This is a genomic window from Pseudomonas sp. R76, assembly GCF_009834565.1.
Classification (GTDB): Bacteria; Pseudomonadota; Gammaproteobacteria; order Pseudomonadales; family Pseudomonadaceae; genus Aquipseudomonas.
Map to the genome: position 1 here is coordinate 1338515 of NZ_CP019428.1, position 19546 is coordinate 1358060.

11 protein-coding genes and 2 pseudogenes are annotated in these 19546 nt (G+C 50.2%); 9 read left to right on the forward strand and 4 right to left on the reverse strand.

Annotated elements, in window-relative coordinates; translation table 11 throughout:
• Complete coding sequence (locus PspR76_RS05965; RefSeq protein WP_159954372.1) at positions 1–804, reverse strand: SirB1 family protein; 804 nt, start codon at positions 802–804, stop codon at positions 1–3.
• 187 nt (positions 805–991) lie between these two features.
• Here PspR76_RS05965 and PspR76_RS05970 point away from each other — a divergent pair, with 187 nt between their 5' ends.
• Complete coding sequence (locus PspR76_RS05970; protein ID WP_159954373.1) at positions 992–2011, forward strand: Glu/Leu/Phe/Val dehydrogenase family protein; 1020 nt, start codon at positions 992–994, stop codon at positions 2009–2011.
• A 55-nt stretch (positions 2012–2066) separates the two neighbouring features.
• Here the strand turns inward: PspR76_RS05970 and PspR76_RS05975 are convergent, their stop codons facing one another.
• On the reverse strand, positions 2067–2327 hold the full coding sequence (locus PspR76_RS05975) for a YebG family protein (protein WP_003188807.1): 261 nt from the start codon (positions 2325–2327) through the stop codon (positions 2067–2069).
• Between the two features lie 426 nt (positions 2328–2753).
• On the opposite strand from PspR76_RS05975, the gene PspR76_RS05980 reads away from it, so the two are divergent.
• The 7 genes and pseudogenes from PspR76_RS05980 (at position 2754) to PspR76_RS06010 (ending at position 15282) form a co-directional block, all read left to right on the forward strand.
• Positions 2754–2999, forward strand: a complete 246-nt coding sequence (locus PspR76_RS05980; protein WP_159954374.1) for a DUF6124 family protein — start codon at positions 2754–2756, stop codon at positions 2997–2999.
• Between the two features lie 449 nt (positions 3000–3448).
• Positions 3449–3694 (forward strand): annotated as a pseudogene (locus PspR76_RS05985) (phosphate-starvation-inducible PsiE family protein); the annotation flags it as partial.
• Between the two features lie 121 nt (positions 3695–3815).
• Positions 3816–4266: pseudogene (locus PspR76_RS05990) on the forward strand (phosphate-starvation-inducible protein PsiE).
• Positions 4267–4816: 550 nt separating this feature from the next.
• Positions 4817–5830, forward strand: a complete 1014-nt coding sequence (locus PspR76_RS05995; protein WP_159954376.1) for a LysR family transcriptional regulator — start codon at positions 4817–4819, stop codon at positions 5828–5830.
• A gap of 791 nt (positions 5831–6621) precedes the next feature.
• Positions 6622–7005, forward strand: coding sequence for a winged helix-turn-helix domain-containing protein (locus PspR76_RS06000; RefSeq protein ID WP_159954377.1), 384 nt, complete (start codon positions 6622–6624; stop codon positions 7003–7005).
• 665 nt (positions 7006–7670) lie between these two features.
• The gene (locus PspR76_RS06005) at positions 7671–9296 is read left to right on the forward strand and encodes a methyl-accepting chemotaxis protein (protein ID WP_159954378.1); all 1626 of its coding nucleotides are present in this window, start codon (positions 7671–7673) and stop codon (positions 9294–9296) included.
• Positions 9297–9963: 667 nt separating this feature from the next.
• Positions 9964–15282, forward strand: coding sequence for a type III effector HrpK domain-containing protein (locus tag PspR76_RS06010; RefSeq protein WP_159954379.1), 5319 nt, complete (start codon positions 9964–9966; stop codon positions 15280–15282).
• A gap of 749 nt (positions 15283–16031) precedes the next feature.
• On the opposite strand, the gene PspR76_RS06015 is transcribed toward PspR76_RS06010, so the two are convergent.
• Positions 16032–16415: a winged helix-turn-helix transcriptional regulator gene (locus tag PspR76_RS06015; RefSeq protein WP_159954380.1), complete on the reverse strand. Its 384-nt coding sequence runs from the start codon at positions 16413–16415 to the stop codon at positions 16032–16034.
• 196 nt (positions 16416–16611) lie between these two features.
• On the opposite strand from PspR76_RS06015, the gene PspR76_RS06020 reads away from it, so the two are divergent.
• On the forward strand, positions 16612–17466 hold the full coding sequence (locus tag PspR76_RS06020; RefSeq protein WP_159954381.1) for an SDR family oxidoreductase: 855 nt from the start codon (positions 16612–16614) through the stop codon (positions 17464–17466).
• Between the two features lie 802 nt (positions 17467–18268).
• On the opposite strand, the gene PspR76_RS06025 is transcribed toward PspR76_RS06020, so the two are convergent.
• On the reverse strand, positions 18269–18937 hold the full coding sequence (locus tag PspR76_RS06025; protein WP_237235728.1) for an FAD-dependent monooxygenase: 669 nt from the start codon (positions 18935–18937) through the stop codon (positions 18269–18271).
• Positions 18938–19546 lie beyond the last annotated feature (609 nt).

A 19546-nucleotide genomic window follows, 5' to 3' on the forward strand; every position in this document is an offset into this window, starting at 1 on the left:
TCAGTGCACCACTGAATTAGGCGGCAGGTGCCCCAGCCGCTCGGTCAGGCGCAGGCGCTGGATCGGGTCTTCGCTGAGCAGCAAGGCGTGCTCCAGGTCAAAACGCTCGGCGCTTGGGCAATCCAGGCGCTGGTAAAGGCTGGCCCGCGCCAGATAGTCGGCCGCGCTGGCATTGCCCAGTTCCAGCACGCGTTCGGCGTCGATCAAGGCGGCCAACGGGTTGTCATTTGAGAGGTGCAGCTGGCGCAGGTTGCGTGACAGCCGTTGCAGGATCGCGCGGGGTTCGGCGGTGAGCAGGTGGTCGGCCTTGAGCTTGAGATTCGGCCCATACTGACGGTGCAGCAACTCGCGGCAATCATTGGGGTACAAACGCCGCCCGCCGCACGGGTCCAGCAGATGATCGGCGCCGGGCACGCGCAGCAAAAAATGCCCTGGAAAGTTGACGCCGACCATCGGGATATTCAGGCGCCGCGCCATCTCCAGCGCAATCAGCCCCATGGCCAAGGGTTGCCCGCGTTTGCGCTGCAGCACCTTGTCCAGCAAGGCGGCGGCGGGGCGCAATGGGGTGAAGTCGTCCTGGGCGAACCCCAGGTCATTCATACGCCGCAGCAGTGGCTGGCCGAGTTCATCGGCCGGCAACATGGGCATGCCGACGCTGACCTGCTGTTGCAATAACGCCAGATCTTGCAGGATCAGCAACGGCTGCACGGCCGGGTCGTGCTCGGCAGCAATCCACAGCGCGGCTTCAAACAGCGCAGGGGGTGAACGGTCCAGACAGGCGAAAAAGGCTGTGCGGGGATTCATTGCGTTCTCCGGCGTATGCCCCCGTTTTAGCCTTGCTGTGAATTTTCGTCCAGTGACTTAAGAAATATCCGACCTGCTTATGTCGTGGGGTCTGAGAAATCGGGCGGCTTATTCCAGCGTACTTCGGCAGTTTCCTGCCGTAAGCCTATACTTGGGCCTCAACCAGAAGTGATTCGGGAGCCCGACGATGTTCGCTCTCATGCACAGCACCCGCCTTGAATCGCTGCACCTGAGCGTCGACCCGGTAACCGGGCTGAAGGCAATCATAGCCATCCATAACAGCCGCCTGGGCCCCGCGCTGGGCGGCTGCCGTTATCTCGCCTACCCCGACGATGAAAGTGCCGTGGCCGATGCCGCGCGCCTGGCCCAAGGCATGAGCTACAAAGCCGCCCTGGCCGGCTTGCCGGTGGGCGGCGGCACGGCAGTGATCATCCGGCCCGTGCATGTGGAAAGCCGCGCGGCGCTGTTCGAGGCGTTTGGGCGTTGCGTCGAAAAACTCGACGGCCGCTTTATCACCTCCATCGACAGCGGCACCTCGGTGGCCGACATGGATTGCATCGCCCAACACACCCGCTTCGTCACCAGCACCAGCGCAGCCGGCGACCCGGCGCCGCATGCGGCCATGGGCGTATTCACCGGCATCCGCGCCGCCGCCATGGCGCGCCTGGGCAGCGACAACCTTGAAGGCTTGCGCGTGGCAGTCCAGGGCCTGGGCAACGTCGGCTACGCCCTGGCCGAGCAACTGCACGCGGCGGGCGCTGAACTGTTGGTCAGCGACATCGACAATGGCAAGGTGCAACTGGCCATGGAACAACTCGGCGCGCACCCCATAGCCAACGATGCATTGCTCAGCACGCCTTGCGACATTCTTTCGCCGTGCGGCGTCGGCGCGGTGTTCAATCGCCACAGCGTCGGCCAACTGCGCTGCGCCGCCGTGGCTGGTTCCGCCAGCGCGCAATTGACCAACCTGGAAATCGCCGACCAGCTGGAAGGGCGCGGCATCCTCTACGCCCCGGACTACGTGATCAACTCCGGTGGCCTGATCTACGTCGCGCTCAAACACGCCGGCGCCGAGCTGCCCGGCATCACCGCACACCTGTCGAACATCGGCACGCGCCTTACCGAAATCTTCGCCCACGCCCAAGCCGAAAAACGCTCCCCCGCACGGGTAGCGGATGAGCTGGCCGAACGCCTGCTCTACCCATAAGCCAGGCATTAAAAAGGCCCTGAATCAATGATTCAGGGCCTGTTCAATTCGGGCTTTATTCCGCTGCCGGGTTCAGCAACTCGGACAGTGCGTCCGGTTGGCTCTTGAACGCCTTGGCAAATACATCGCGGTTCTTCGCCATGTAGATCCCGGCTTCTTCCACCTGCTGCTCGCTCAGGGACGGCACGGCTTTTTGCAACACTTCTGCCAGCAACTCAGCGAGTTCAAGCATCTTGTCATGACGGTCAGCTTCGGCTTTATCCATGAACAAACGCTCCAGATCTCGGCTGCTGCGGTATACCACTTCGACGGCCATTCACCACCTCACATGCCTTCACGATAGTTGTCTTTTGCGACTACTGTATTTATATACAGCGAAAAGGGTAAGCCAAACGACAGGGTTTGGGTAGCAGTTTTTTAATGTAGCCCGTAAATACAGGTTTGCTACAACGGAAATTTCTGACAACTTGCCGGGGTTGCGCTGGAATTGTCCGGTGGCTTACCTTCCACCGGCGCTGCACATGCAGCGAGCGGGCTTGGCGGCCTGCTACGAAAGGTGCAACAACGCTCTAATAGGATTTCAGACGCTAACTCCGTTTGCATTCTTATGTCATGGCGGGTTGCACAGGGACCCTTCGGGGTGCCGGGTTCCTTTCGTACCGGTCCGCCAACCTTGTGCAATCCGTCACCCAAACTGCTTGGCGGCAGATGGTGATGGTTTCCCTACGAGAGGAGCTGTGCCATGAAAAAGATCACCCCCAATCCCCCGTCTACTGATCCGACGCTGTTCAGCGTTACTCCTGATTCTGATACAGAAACCTTGCTCGCCAATGCCAGCGAAACCCTAAGCAGCGTCCGTGAGATGGCCAATAAGCTGGCATTCGACCTTGAAGGCCAGCAGCGAAGCTTGGTCTTGGCGATTCACCAACTGGTGGAAATGGGCGGCTTGTTGGTCGACCGAGCTCTGGAGCAAGTCGCACCCGCCTGAGGCCTCAACCGATCGTTCCCACGCTCCGCGTGGTAATGCCGCCTGGGGCGCTCTGCGCCCCGCTGCCCACGCAAGACTCAAGGGGGACGCGGAGCGTCCCGGGATGCATTCCCACGCAGAGCGTGGGAACGATCAAACACCGACCTGAGGCTGGCTAAGCACCTGTGGCGAGCGAGCTTGCTCGCGTTGGGCTGCGAAGCAGCCCCAATTCAGGCGAAGGTATTCTTCCTGTTAAAACCCATCGGCAGGTTTTGGGGGCGCTACGCGCTGGAGCGCCAGCCCGGCCCAGCGGGAGCAAGCTCCCTCGCCACAGGTTATGCGTCTGCCTTGTGCCTCATGTCACGCCGCCACCATCTCAAGTCCTAGTGTCTGGCCTTTTTTCTGCATGCAGAACAACCGTCACGTCCAACCCGCATTATCCGGTCGAGCCGACCTAAGGAAGCATCATCGTGAAAATCAACTGGGCCGAAAAGCTGCGCCAGAACGTCCATGGTCTGGCCGAGTCGCTGGGCAACCTGTTTGTCGAGACGTTCCACTACCTGGCGTTGTTCGCCATTGGTGCGGTAACCGCTTGGGCGGCGGTGATGGAGTTTCTGGGGATGCTGGAGACGGGGCACATCAAGATCGATGACATCTTGCTGCTGTTCATCTACCTGGAATTGGGCGCGATGGTTGGGATTTACTTCAAGACAAACCCACCTGAATCTAACATTTTTTGTTGCGGGCATAAAAAGCGCGAGCCCCCTATGATTGCGAGTCTTTGGTGCGCTTAAGGCCAGCTAGGCAGTATTGTCTTTGATGGTAAGGGTGTGAGTGATGAGTGAAATACTTGGAATAGAAAAGCAGCGCAAAAGCCTTCATGGTGGTGCCGATTCGCTTGGGAGTTTAGTGGTCGAGGCTTTCCACTACCTCTCTCTGTTTGGCATAGCTCTAATTACGATTAGGGCAGCAATTAGCGCATTCATCGGTATGCTCGGTCAAGAGAAAATCAGCGTAGATGACATTCTATTGCTATTCATTCATTTAGATATTGTTGGCAATGAGCGGTATTTATTTTAAAACAAATCATATGCCTCTGCGATTTTTGCTTTATATAGGAGTGACGGCAATGATTAGGCTTTTGATAAGCGACGTTTCGCAAAATAACGCGCCGGACCTAGTGATTATCTACGTGTGTGGTGGGTGCCTTCTGTTGTCTTTAGCAATCCTGGTTGTCAGGTCTTCTTCATCTAGATTCCCATCTACAAAAGACAAGTCCGAAAATTGATTCGGTGAATATATGGGTTCAATTAAATTTAGAAATATATAATTTCTAATTGAAATTTTTCTTGACAGGGGTGTTCGATCTTAAAGCATAATAAGAATTTTGGAGGTAGCAGTGTATAAGAGTTTGGCGCATGAAATGGTCAAGATTTTTAGATAAGGGATTTAGGTTTGTGGATTTGTTAATGGGCGTTGAAATTTGAATTTTTAAAAAAATATATGTTAAATGTAATGATTGAAGGTTTTTTAATATGATGCATGTGGCTTAAAAAGGGCAAGGCGGCATCAAAAAAAAGGGATGCAATCGTTAAAAAAATATTCAATTAATATGAAGGTAAGCTTCTTGTGTGACTTAGTGTTTATGGTTTCAGGTTTTTTAAATGAATAACAAATATTTTTTAAAAATGCAGGAGATTATAGCTATTGATTTTAGACATTCTTAAAAGTGATGGGATATAGTATTCGGGTGCCTATAGTTGTTGCCTTTGAAGCAGCCGTTATAAGCAAAAATTTACAATAGGATTTTTCGCAATAGATAGTGCAGGATATTCAATATGCATGACCACAAAACCCCTAGCTTCCATCGGCTTGATCTGAACCTACTCCGAGTTTTCGATGCGGTTTATCAAGACCGTAGCATACTCCTGGCTAGTAAGCGATTGAACGTTACCAATTCAGCTGTGAGTCATGCACTTGGTCGTTTGCGAGAGTCTCTGTCAGATGAGCTCTTTATACGGACGAGTAGGGGAATGGAGCCGTCTATTCGAGCTGAAGCCATCGCTAGCTCCATTCGGCAGGCCTTGGATTTAATTCAAAATACTCTGGTGGTCGAAAGTTTCGACCCTGGAGCGAGCTCTAGAACGTTCACAATCGCAGCCACTGACTATGTTACGTCAGTACTAATTTCAAGGCTTCTGACTCATCTATCGGGTATTGCTCCGGGGGTTAAGCTAGTCATTCGGCCATCTACGCGTTTGGATCTTGCAGAACAGATTGATATCGGACGAATTGATTTAGTAATTGGGTCATTCGCTGAATTACCTCGACGGGTACAAAGCACAATGCTTTGGGAGCAACAGGACGTTTTGTTAATGCGCTCTGGCCATCCTTTACTTACACACACCCCTATTACGTTAAAATCTTTAAAATGTTATTCCATGGTAATCGTGTCAGTGGGCGGGCAAGAAGAGGGCGCGGTAAACGGTTATATCTCAGAGCGCGGACTTGCGCGCCAGTCAGAAATGTTCGACCGCCAAAGTCTTGAACAGGCGCTCGCAACTATTCGTCAGTCACCTAATTATGGATTGACTGTTCCACACGCACTTGCACTACCTGATATATTGTCAAGCACCAATCTTGTTGGCATAGTTCCTGAGTACCTGGCCCACTCGTTTCAGAAAAAGTTTAGTCTTTGCTATCGCCCGTTACCATACTCAGCGCCACCTTCTATTCTGCAAGCTGTGTGGCATGCTCGTAATGAAGGAGATCAGGGTCACATTTGGTTGCGCCGTCAATTAATAATATTGGCTAAGCAACACATGGAAAGTGTTAAATTTTGTAAAATTTAACTATTGTAATTTATGAAGCGTGTGTTACGAGGTTGTCTTGGTTCAGAAAGTTTCGTTAAAAAATTATAAATGCTGCTGCATTAAATTTCACTGCTTTTTAAAATTTTATATTTTGTTTGTTTTTTTTTGATTGGGGTTTTGTTAATGAATGCTCTCTTCTTATTCGTAAGTCGATCTGGTGTCCATAAAGGGTGATGTGTTGATAGTGTTAAGGTGTTTGGTTTGTTAGTATTGATAGTTCATATCTTTCAGAGAGTAATTTTCTAGAATTGCTGTAATGTGCTAAGTGTTTCTGAGTGATGGTTTTTGCTAGTTAAAAAATGCTGATAAGTTTTTTGCTTTATTTTTGTATGTTTGAGCGCTCGTATTTAAATCTTTCAAGCTTTCTAGTGTTGTGTGGGTTTTGCCATTTTATTAATGTGTGAAATATTAAATTCACACTTTATGTGGCTTGTTGAATGGCTTTCAATGTGGTATTGCATGAGATTCGCTTTCGATTTTTGTGAATATGTGGCAATTTAAGTAAACGTTTAATTTTATCTGTGGGTTTGTTGTCGTTTTGTTTGGTTTAAATTGGTCGTGTGCGTGTGTAGTATTTGTTGGAAATAATGGTTTAACAGATTTGTGCTATGCAAGCGCGTATTTTTTAAGATAGTAATGGTGTTGGGTAAGCTTAAATTCTGTTTGTCGATAAAACTGGATAAATGTGCTTTATTTTTAAATGGCTTTAACAAGTGCGTTATCATTTTCGATGAGCTTCATGTTGAAAGTCGTTGCTGAGGAATGTAGTAATGTTTGTTGAATCTTCTTTCCATAACGATTTTTTCGAAGAGACTGATGGTGAAGTAGAAAGCGGATTTTATTACTTTGACAATTTTTGCTTTGGTGCAAAACGGAAGATGCTTTTTTTCAACGGGGAAACTGTTGAGTTAGGCTCTCGTGCTAGCCATCTTCTGCTTATTTTATTGAAAGGATGTGGTAAGGTCCAGCTAAAAAAGAATCTACTGAAGGCGGTTTGGGGGACGGTGGTAGTAGAGGAATGTAATTTGCGAGCGCAGATATATCAAATTCGTCGTGCCCTATCTAAAGGAAAAAATCAGCGCGATATCCTAACTGTCCCCGGTTACGGCTATATGTTTGTGGGTAGTGTTTGGGTCTGTGATTGTTTTTCGTAAACGTAAACGTAAAATAAACATGAGCTGAATATTTTGTATTTATAAAGCTTTAAAATGGCGTTGCTGTACTAGGTGAATATTTAGTTTTTGTCAAAGGTTAGAGTTTTTTCATTGGGAATGGCTTGGGTAACATGTCTACCTATAATTTTGCTTAGATAATTTAAATTGGTTGCTTGCAAGTCAGGCTCTAAGATTTTGCACTTAAGACTTAGTAAGGCACTATGTTGCTTTTTGTTTTTTTATTTTGTGGTTCTCAAAAAAATATAGGTTGTTAGTTGCATTAGTTGCATAGGTTGCAAGTGTTAATTTGTAAGTTGGCTCGCGAAAGGAATTATAGATTTTAAACGTTCCTAAGTTTTGATTGCTTGTGAGATGTGGTGTCGATTAGTAATGTGGTACATAATGCCGCCGCTTGGCGCTCTGTAGATATTAAGTGTTTTTTTTTTGTATTTGAATTTGAGGTTGGTTGGTGCTGTGTCTTATATTCGTTTGTTCATAGTAATTATATTACTGGCGACAATCCGTCTTGCTATATTTTAATTGGGGTTAGGTTTAAGTTGGGAGGGCGTGTATCACGAATATTAATATATTTTTAAAGATCAATTGCTTGGCTTTAATTTTTTTGGTCTACGGTCTTGGAAGATACTTGCTTTGAAGTATATATTATGAAAATTCGAAATCTTAAGATTGCCACGAGAACCGTTCTCTGTTTTAGTGTTCTTGCTTTGGCTACAATTAGTCTAGGTTTATTTGGTTTAAGCCAATTGTCTATAATTCGTGATCAAGCATTGATTTTAGAGACTAATAGTATGCCAAGTATAATTGAGGCAGATAATTTGGCTTTGCAGTTAGCGCGTGCTCGTATGGAGGTGTTACGTTTGGTAGCAATGCCAGATTTAGATACTCGAATTAGTACGGAATCTAAGTTAAAAAAGATAAATGACGAAATAGATGCCGCCTTCAATCGTTATCAACCACTGCTTAGTAGTATCGAAGAGAGGCAAAAATTTGATTCGTTACATAGGGTCTACCAGGATTATGTTAAGCGATTAGAGCAGCTAAAAAATCTTGTCGCTTTAGACGAAATCGATACAGCTCGTGCATTTATAAAAAGCGATATGGCTGGCGCTGGTGCACAGATGAATGAGATTTCTGAGGCCTTGCGCTTCATAAACTTACGCGACGTTCATGAAGCCTCAGTATCTAGTGATAAAACCTACTGGTACTCAAAAGTAATTACTTTTTTTGCCGTGCTTTTGTCTTTGGTTTTTTCGGTAGTTATCGCTTGGCGATTTACACTCAGTTTGGCTCAACCCATAACTCAAGCTGTGATAGCAGCGAAAACTATCGCTAACGGCGACCTAACTCAGTCACTCGATGTGCGAGGTACAGACGAGCCAGCTCTTCTCTTACAGGCTATGAAGCTCATGCAAAATAGCCTGCTTGATACTATCAGTCACCTAGAATACTCGTCCACTCAGCTAGCTTCTTCAGCCGAGGAAATGTCTTCTGTGATGCAAGAGAGTGCTAAGGATATGTTACTTCAGAGAACTGAAATCGAAATGGCTGCTACTGCAATTAATGAAATGAGCCAAGCGGTCGAGGAAGTAGCCAATAACGCAACATCTACCTCTATAGAGTCCCAAAAAGCTGCGGAAATAGCTCGCCAAGGTCAGTCTCAGTTGGAGACCACATTAATCGCTATAGAGACACTGACTGTAGACGTTCTCGACGCTCAGTCGCGAGCACATCGATTAGCAGAACAGACGACTAATATTACAAATGTGCTAGATGTTATCCGTTCGGTGGCCGATCAAACTAATCTCCTAGCCCTAAATGCCGCGATCGAGGCTGCGCGCGCGGGTGACGCCGGTCGCGGATTTGCCGTTGTAGCCGACGAGGTGAGGGCTTTAGCTCATCGCACCAGCGAGTCAACACGCGAAATAGAATCAATGATAGTTAACATTCAAACTGGTACCGCACATACCGTAGAAGCTCTCGAATCTAGTGCTGAGCAGGCAAATCTAACTCGTATTCAGGCGCAATCGGCAAGCCAAGCCCTTACAGCTATCGCAAAAGCGGTATCAGGGATAGATGAGCTTAACCTCGTAATAGCGAGCTCAGCTGAGGAGCAGGCACAGGTATCGCGAGAAGTGGATAGAAATATAATTCGGATACGTGATCTATCTTTACAAACAGCTTCTGGTTCTGAGCAGACTCGAGATGCTAGCCAACAGCTGTCGGAACTCGCATCAGTTTTGAATGCTCAAGTGCGTAAGTTTCGAGTGTGATCGCATGAGCCTTCCCCAGGCATGGTTGCTTATCATAACTTTCTCCAGACTTACGCAATTCAGCACAGACCCTAGATGCCCCATACACACTACGGCTCGCTGCATAGGAATCACTGATCAGTCCTACCAGCCGACGCTCCTCTTTTTTGCGATCAAATACAGGCTTAGATAACTATCGATAAAACTCGGCACGAGCAAATTACAAACGCGACGCAGTGTAGTGATAGCTTATTGATGCTGATGCTCTTACATAAGGCAGTATTTAACTGCAGTTTATTGGCGAAGTATCGTACTGGCTTTTTAATATGTCTTACTCTTCTTCCAAGTACTTCATTTTGGCTCGCTGTCGTAGCATCTCGCTTTCAGCGTCGATCAGTTCATTGGCCTATCTTTAGATTGTGCAAAGCGTCACGGATCCAACCCACTTTTATATGCTGTGGCCGGCACGCCAAGCCACTTCGTTATTTTCGTAACGTTTTATCTGCATTCAATGACATGCCTGACTACTTCCGCATTGAATTTACTCTTTGGCTTCCTTCTATGCTCAAAACTTAGGCTAGAGATTTCTACGATGCTGGAGACAGTACAATTCACAGCTATTCACAAGATATTTATTCAGCTGTTGTTACAATGTCTTAAATATTTTTTCATGGAGGTCGACTGAACAATGATCGATACCAAAATCAACTCAGCTATTGCTAACGCCCACATCAAAGACTCACGTGATGCAGGCTCTAAGTGGAATAGTGCATTGGTCGTTGCTATGCAAAAGAGCGAGGATAGCTCGGGTAAGTCCGCAGACGCCGCGCGTGAGCAGGCCAAGGAATTGGGCATCGTTTGGGAGCGTCCGAACGGTGACAACCGCTCGGTCAAGGCCATCATGGAAGACTCCAAATTGCTTCGCAATTTAGGCAACCAAGAGGGCATGCGCGATGCACTGAAGGCGAGGGTCGGTGACTTCGACAGCGATCCTGATGCCGCTTTTCGTGCAGTGCAGGTGCTGGATCATATCGAGCGGTTCGATGAAGACGGCCGGTTGGTCTCCGGCACTACGCTCGGTAACGAGAGCATCGATGGTGTGAGCTCCAGTGGACAGGTTTACCATGGCACCGAAGCTGGGCGCTTGAAAGACTTTGGCAAGTTCGGCTTCGAGTCCCTCAAGGGTGACCTGGGTAATCGCACCGCCGCCTTCAAAGACCCCAAGACTCGTGACGCCGCTGAAGCCAAGGGTATTAAGTGGGAGCGGCCCGACAAAGATCGACGTTCTGCCCAGGACATTCTTAACAACACTCCGGCGCTTAAGGATATCGACGGTAAGAAGGATGTCGAGCGCCTGCTGATGGATCAGGTCGGTGACTACAAGCACGATGCCGATGCCGCCTATCGCGCATCCCAAGTATTAGAGCATGTCCAGCGCCTGGACGGCGACGGCAAAGCTATCGTCGGCGAGGACGCAGGCAACGGTAAGATCGATGGTTTTACCAGCAGCAACGAGGCCAAGCACGGTACCGAAGCCGGGCGCTTGCAAGACTTCGGTAAGGATGGCTTCGACAGTCTCAAGGGACATCTTGTCGATCGTAGCAAAGTGGGCGAGGACAAAAGCGCCCGTGCTGAGGCCGAAAAGCTCGGTATACACTGGGAGCGTCCGCAGGGAGACGACTCCAGTCCCCAAGCGATTATCGACAGCAGCCCCTTGCTCAGTCGTTTGGGCAACCAGAGCAGTGTCAAGGACATGCTCAAGGACCGCGTCGGCGACTATGAGCACGACGCCGATGCTGCTTACCGTGCCGTCCAGGTGCTGGAGCACATCGAACGCTTCGATGGTGAAGGCAAGAGCCTCGTCGGCAAGGACGTCGGCAATGGCAGCATCGACGGTTTCAAAGGCGAGGAAGCTTCACACGGCAGCGAAGCTGGGCGCTTACAGGATTTCGGCAAGGACGGTTTCGAGAGTCTCAAAGGTACGCTGCCTGACACCCAGTCTGTAAAAACCGACGAGCAGTCCCGCAATAAGGCCAAGGTCAAAGGCATAGTGTGGGAGCGCCCCGACGGTGATACGCGATCAGCCCAAGATATTCTGAAGAATCATCCGCTACTCAAGAGTCTCGAAAACCATAGCGGTGTCAAGGACATGCTCAAGGATCAAGTGGGTGATTATGAGAAGGACGCCGATGCTGCCTACCGCGCTGTGCAGGTGCTCAATCACATTGAGCGCTTCGACGGCGCGGGCAACTTGATCGCCAGCAACAGCGTGGCTAACGACAAGCTCGATGGTTTCACCAGCAGCAACGAGGCCGAGCCAGGTACTGAAGCCGGGCGCCTGCAAGACTTCGGCAAGCATGGCTTCGACAGCTTGAACGGTATCTTGGTTGATCGCAGTGCAGTCGGCAAGGATACCGAGGCGCGCGATAAGGCCCAGGCATTGGGCATCACTTGGAGCCGCCTCGACGGGGACAAACGCAGTGCCCATGAGATCGTCCAGGATACCCCTATACTGCGTGACTTGGGCAACCAGAGCGGGGTCAAAGACCTGCTCAAGGATCGTGTCGGTGACTACGAAACCGATCCTGACGCTGCTTGGCGTGCCGCCCAGGTGCTAGAGCATATCGAAACCTTCGACAGCCTTGGCAAGCAGCAGAGTGGTGCTAAGGTCGGAAATGGCAAAATCGACGACTTTACTCCTGACAACGAGGCCAGCCCCAACAGTGAGGCAGGTCGCCTGCAAGACTTTGGCAAGCATGGCTTCGACAGCCTAAAAGGCAAAATGGATTCGCGCGAAGGCGATAAGGGCGAGCCGCTCGCAGATGAGAATAGCGCTCGTGAGAATGCCGAGAAACTCGGTATCCGCTGGACAAGGCCGAAGGGCGATACGCGCCGAGCCGATGACATTCTCCGCGAAAACCCAATGCTTAAGCATCTAACCGACGACGAAGATGTCAAGCGCATGCTTAAGGCGCGTGTTGGCGATTATGAGAAAAATGCCGACGCCGCCTATCGCGCAGTTCAGGTGCTCGAGCATATCGAGCGCCTCGACGGCGAGGGCAAGCAGATCGTCGGAAAAGAGGTCGGTAACGGCGAAGTGGATGGCTTCAGCAGCGGCCAAGCGCGCCACGGCACTGAGGCTGGGCGCCTAAAGGACTTCGGCAAATACGGCTTCGAGTCTCTCAAAGGCAGCTTGAAGGACCGTGCACAAGTCGGTGATGACAGACAGGCACGCGAGAAGGCCGAGGTCAAGGGTATCGTTTGGCAGCGTCCCGAGGGTGATGGACGAAGTGCCAGTGAGATCGTAAATCAGACGCCAGCGCTCAAGAGCTTGCCGAACGACAGCGGTGCGCGCGACCTGCTGAAGGATCGGGTCGGTGATTTCGAGCACGACGCCGATGCGGCTTTCCGCGCGGCCCAGGTGATCGAGCACATACAGCGCTTCGACGATGAGGGCAAAGCCCTGGTCGGCAAGGACACGGGTAATGGCCAGATCGACGGCTTCACCAGTAGTGGCGAGGCCAAGCATGGTACCGAGGCCGGCCGTTTGCAGGACTTTGGCAAGAACGGTTTCGACAGCCTGAATGGCGTGATTCCTAATCGCACCAAAGCTGGCAGCGACGCTACTGCCCGCGAGCAAGCCAAGAAACTGGGCATTGATTGGACGCGCCCCAGCGATGACAAGCGTTCGGCAGCTGAAATCCAACGCGACTCGTCGCTTTTGCGTGGTTTGGAGAACCAGAGCGGTACCCGCGACATGCTCAAGGATCAGGTCGGTGATTTCGAACACGACGCTGACGCCGCCTACCGTGCCGTGCAAGTGCTCGAGTACATTGAAAGCTATTCCAATGATGGCGCCTTCAACACCGGCGGCGATAAGGGCAATGGCAAGATCGACGGTTTCACCAGCAGTGGTGAAGCCGAGCACGGCACCGAGGCTGGTCGCTTGCAAGATTTCGGTAAGTACGGCTTCTCGGCCCTGGAGCATCACGCCGGTAAGTATCAGGATTTCAAGAAAAACCATTTAGATTCTGACGCTTCGTCGCTGAAGATCGCTGAGTACGCCTCAATCCTGCATGAGAACTTCGACGCGATTCGCGAGGCCACCGGTGCCCGTGAGTTTCTGCGCGTGGGCGACTTGCAAAAATTCAAGAGCGAGCATGCCAATCTGCCCGATAACCTCAAGGAGGCGATCGATTTCTGGAGCAACCCAGGTACGTTCAAGCTGCTGGAAACCAGCGTCGACAAGATGCGCTATGGCTCGGACGGTTTGCTGACCAAGGAGGACATCAGCAATTGGATCGATAAGGAGGCGCCCAAGGACGCGGCCTCGGCCTCGCAGTTCCTGGCCCGCGCTAGCCAAGGTGGCGCTGTCGATGGCGTAGACACCTCGAAGATTGGCCCAGAGATTTTCAAAAAAACCAACCGTTATTCGGCCAAGGAAAAAGCCGCAGTAGTGCAAGACCTTCAGCAGGCCTACGGTTTGGTAATGATGGGTGAGAGTTCAGGTATGTGGAAAAAAAGCCATATCGTCAAGAAGCTTGGGGATCGCGCCGGCGTGGGCGACGATCCCAAGGCTCTGATGAAAGACATACAGGCACACATCGACCAACTGACCGCCGACAAGGAAGTGGTCAAGTACCTCGAACAGGCCGGCGCGACATCGATGGAGAAACTGGTCGGTAAAATCCCCGGTATGAAGGCCAGTGTGCAGAAGACCTACCAGGACGAAATCCTCAGCGGTAAGGCATTGGATGCGCTTTGGGAAAAAAACTCCAAGCAAGAAGGTGCCAGCAAAACCGAGGCGCTTATCGCGTTCAATAACCTCGCGACCTCTACCCAAGCGGCGTTGGGCATTCACGATACGAAGGCAATCCAAAATGCGGTGGCCAAGAGCTCGATCGGTAAGGACCTGCAACGTTACTACGAGCAGGACATCAGCACAGGCAAGCGTCTCGACGCGCTGATGGAAAAGGGGACTCCGGAGCAGGGCCTGAGTGCGTTCAGTATGGAAGTGGCGTTGTTCAACGCGACATTACCGGCTGACGTTACTGCCCCTTACGATGAAAAACTGGGGAAGCTGGTAAGCAAAAAAACTGCCCAAATCTTCCAGAAGGAGCTTACGTTCGACGATCTGAAAGCCGCCTATGGAGTGAACGGCGGCGAGCAGCTCGACGAGAAGAAGATCGAGTCGATTTTCGACTCGATTAAAGAACAGGCGCCCGAGTTGTTGGTGACCGACGCTGGCAAGACAATGAGCCGTGATCAACTCCTAAGCGCCATGCGCGGTTCGTGGGACATGATGCGTCAGGCCACCAAGGTGGGCATCAAGGCTGAATGGCTTACCGGAGGCGGCCTTAAGGACCTTAGTGACAAAGGTATCATGCACACCGTCAGCGGTCTGTTCCTCGCCGGGCTGAGCATTTCTAAAGGCGTCGCGGCCGGTGCTGACATGACGCCCAAAGCTGCTGCCAACGTGGCGATCAGCTCGATCCAAACCGCCGCAATAATCACTGAAGGCGGCAGCAAAGCGTACACACAGTACATCAAGGACCTAGAGAGTGCCGTAGCGGCCAATGGAACGCAGCTTAGGGTCAGCCCTAACATCAAAGACAACCTAAGCCGGATAGGAAACTCTGCGTCGCTCGTGGGAAGCGCTGCGGGCATTGCCGGTGGGGTGCTAGGCATCATCGATGGCGTCCAAGCCATCCGTTCAGGTGACAAGCTTAACGGCGGGTTGAGCGTTACCAGCAGCGGCCTGGGTGTGATTTCCGGACTTGCCGTTGGCATTGAGGCCATCGCCGGCCTTTCCGGTATCTCGGTTACCGCTATTCCGATCATCGCCGGCAGCCTGAGCTTCGCCTCGGCCGCGAGCAACGTGCTCGCTGCCGCCGTGACCTTCGTCATGGTCGCGATCCAACAGAGCGAGCAGTCGTCTCGTGAGAACGACTACGCTGACCTTCTCGGCGATTATGTCGGTAAGTATGGGATTACTGGCAAGGCGTGATCGCAGTGAGCGGCTGGTGCGTGCTGGCCGCTTGCGGCACTGGGTGGTACTACACGACCTCAGGGGAGGCGAACATGTCAGTCATGCTATAGGTTGTGCAAGATTGTCATAAGCCATGGCATCAATGCTCGCGTCATCAGAAGGTGGATGCGGCTCTTTAGATACAAATCTATATTGACTCGGTATTGGATTTGCACTGGCACCGCCTCGGCGCACGCAGTGTGGTTCGGAAAGAGAAGTAATCGTGAGAACTGACGCGTTTTACGCGGGATCAGCGAATAACTTCCGAGCCTTAAGCGCACATCTTGCCTAAATTTTTTAGCTTACACCCATCGATTATTTCCTTCCAAAGTTCATGTCAATTAGTTTCTTAATTATTCTAGAAGTTTAGGCCATGTTTTCATTTCCTAAATGTCCTCTGCTTTCCTTAATTACTGACAAATTTATTGCGAGGAGCGTCGCTAGCTCTTCCTTCTCACCGAGGTATCCTACAGCTTTTGTTGACATGGCCAAGCATCAGATTTTATTGGGTTTTCTGAAAAATGCTTGGTATGCCTCAAGACTTAAGTCATGTACTTGAGCGCATGATCTAAACTGAGATGAAACTGCACATCATCGAATCACACCATCTTCGCTCATTTCTGATTCCGACTGCAAAATTCAACTCCGCTGATTCAGAGCAGCGACCGCAAATCGAATTTTCTCAGCTATACCGTGCGAATAAACGATTACGGACTCGTACGTCTCAGTTACTTTTCCTTAGAGGAATAGCGATCGTCATATTTAGCCATCGCATATTCAACTTCTGAAATATGCTCAACTGTCCATGAATAAAGCGCCTGAAAAGGATAGTCCAGCGAACGACCAAGCTTCGTTATTTCGTATTCGACGGCAATTGGTGAGGTCGCAATCACTCTTCTTTCGACAATCCCGTGTCGTTCAAGCCTGCGCAAACACTCCGTCAGGGCCTTTTGAGTCACTCCTCCTATGCGACGCAGGATAGCGTTAAATCGCAAAGGTCCATTGCGCAGCGAAGCAAGGATGAGTATCGACCACTTGTCGGCGATCTGGTCGAGTATTAGGCGGCTAGGGCAAACGGTTGGTGGTAAGACCTTTTGACGGGATTTCGGCATGGAGGTTTCCTGGAAGTTATCTAGTTACTTTGAAGTGCCTAATTGACGTTTAGTATACGACATATATTATTGTTGAGTCATCCGTTAGTATAAATGTTGGCTAGTTACTGCACGTTAGGTGTGGCTTAGCATATTCGATAAGATGTTTGCTCAATCAAAAGACAAAACCTACACATAGGCATAGGAGGTTCAGAGAATGATTGCTGTTACAGGTGCAAATGGAAATCTAGGTCAACTGGTTATTAGAGAGCTTTTGCGAGTCATTCCCGCAACTCAAATCGTAGCTGCCGTGCGCAGTCCAGAGAAAGCCGACGATTTGCGTGCTTTGGGCGTTAAGGTGCGCGAGGCTGATTACGATCACCCAGAGACGCTGGAGGCGGCGTTTAGAGGTGTTGAGAAATTGTTACTCATCTCGGCAGTGCAGCCTGGCGAAAGATTTCGGCAACACAAGGCCGTGATCGATTTTGCCAAACAAGCGGGTGTAAGGCTGATCGCTTACACCAGTATGTTGCGGACCGACACATCCCGCCTGATCCTTGCCGAAGAGCATAAAGCAACCGAAGATTACCTGAAGAAATCCGGCATGGAGTTTGTGATGCTGCGCAACGGCTGGTATATAGAGAATCATACAGGTATGCTTTCTTTGGCGCTTGCTAATGAATTCATCATTGGTAGCGCTGGACAAGGGCGGTTTGCCTCTGCTTCACGTGCCGATTATGCTGCCGCAGCCTCTGTTGTACTAACGCAACCAGGTCATGTAAATAAAGTTTATGAATTGGCTGGAGACCATTCTTACTCGATGTACGAATTTGCCGAGGAAGTCTCTAGGTATGCTAGTCGAAAAATCCCTTACAACAATCTTTTACCAGCCGAATATGAAGATCAGTTGTTAAGCTTCGGGGTGCCAAAAATGGTTGTTGATGTTGTCATTGATGCAGATATGAAGTCTATGACAGGAGAGCTGGATAGTTCTTCCCGTGACCTATCTAATCTTATTGGCAGAAACACGACGCCTCTGTCTGATGCGATAAAGTTGGTGATTCAGGCCTAACCTAACCCTCAGCATATCAGCGCCATTATTTTATCCTCACCGGCCTTTGCCCGCGAGCAATCCAAACTGTCACGGGCAAAGTCGAAACTTTCGTTTAAGGCGAGCGAGGTCGATTCGGCTCTGAAGAATGGCAATTCGATATTAATCTGATGAAATTGATTCGCGTTTGATTGTGGCTGATTGCTACCGTGAAGAAAGTGCGGGCTGTCGGCGGGGTTTCGATAATAGTCACTGATTCACTGGGTGTTGAAAATAAAATTTCCCTGTTGCATCTGACTTACACAACCAATTGCGTGTAGCTGACCTTCGTACTTCATGACAGTCTACTGCGCGAAATCGAAGTTGATTTTCAGAAATTACTATTTTTAGTGCCACCTCGAGGCTCAGGCGGATCATTTATCTGCTCTGTTGCCCTTGAAAGGCTTGAAAGGCTTGAGAAGAGAGAGTACTCAGATGGGAGTTGAATTGGCTTTAATCTATTAGGATCTACGAACCCCGGTGAGATTAAAAAAACAGAAAATTCGTTGTAGGTACTGGTAGTTTATGAGGATTTTGACTATTTAAAAGACATTCTATAAATGGGATCGAACCAATCCGCCGTGCACTCAAGCCTTAAGCTTATCGGCGATGGTACATATTTTTTCCTATTATGAGCAACTGAGACACTCAACTGGATTGAGTTTCAAAATTTTCTCATTAGTGGAGTTGAGGGCAACTCAAGAGATCCGGGGACCGCACATTAAGTACCTTCGCCTTTGAACAGGTTAATCAAGCTGTGCGGTGTCTCGGTACCGAAGATTAATTAGTGCATTTCATTACCTTCAGCCGCCTCTCTCGCGCTGCGCTGGAACATAGCCAGTTCGTATTCGTGGAGAGCTGTTTCGAGGTGATCAGAGCGTGAAGCTATAGCCAGTTCAGCCCCGTCGTATAACGCAAGATTGGCACCTTCACCATTCGGGATCGATAGGTGTGCTGCATCACCAATTAGTGTTACTCCAGGCACTCGGTTCCAACTGTGCTCGACCTGTAGAGTAAAAAGCGTGCGCCACACCAACTCGGTATCACTTTCTGTGATCAGTGCCGTGAGGTTAGGGGACCAGCACGCGAACTGCTGTGCAATACATGCAGCCGCACCTGCTCTGTCGTTGAAATCGATGCTGGCAAACCAGCTTTGAGATTTGGTAAGCATCACGTAGGTGTGAAGCGTGGCGTTAACCTCACGGTGTGCTTGGATCCCTTTTCCTGGCTGAAGTGCGAACAACGCACCTGAACCTACCACTTTGGCCGTTGCGAGAAACCGGGCGTCGCTGTCATATAAGTAGGTTTCAACTAGCGACATCCCCGTGTACTCGGGTGCGGCGTCGCTAAGCAACGGCTTGGTCTTCGACCACGCACCGTCTGCTCCTACCAGTAGGTTGGTGACAATGTGAGCGCCATCACCGAATGTCACCTCGTGCTGGCCTTCTCCCATGGAGCGCACTCTATCAACCTTGTGGCCCCAACGCACGGTACCGGCAGGTAGTGAGTGGAGAAGTATATTTCGGAGCTCGCCGCGCATAACCTCTGGACGACCGCGGCTGCCATCGTCGGGCTTGTCTAACAAAATAGTTCCTTCGTAATCAAGTACACGAGTCGGCTCGTGCCCTCCAGGATCAGGGCACGGAAATCTTCAACCAAGCCCGCTGCTTGCAAAGCCAGTTGGGAGTCGTAGTCGTGGATGTCGAGCATTCCACCTTGCGCGCGAGAATTTACCGATGGTTCTGCTTCGTAGACTATGGAGGTGATACCGTGGATATATAGCACTCTGGCCAAAGTAAGGCCGCCCAAGCCTCCGTGTACCTATTAGATGAGGGTGATGAGCATGCGACGCTAGCTTTATTATTGATTGCATCGTTACTGATTCTCTAGCACCTTGCAAGATCCTTGCTAAACGCTTTGCAAACTCTAACTTTGACAGCTGATATGAGGGTTTTGGGAGTCTGATACTATTTCAGTATTCAGTATCTTTACTGCGCGGTCGTCGGTAAGGCATTATATGTGGGAATTCGATATGAGCGTATTGTTTAATTTAATAAAGCAT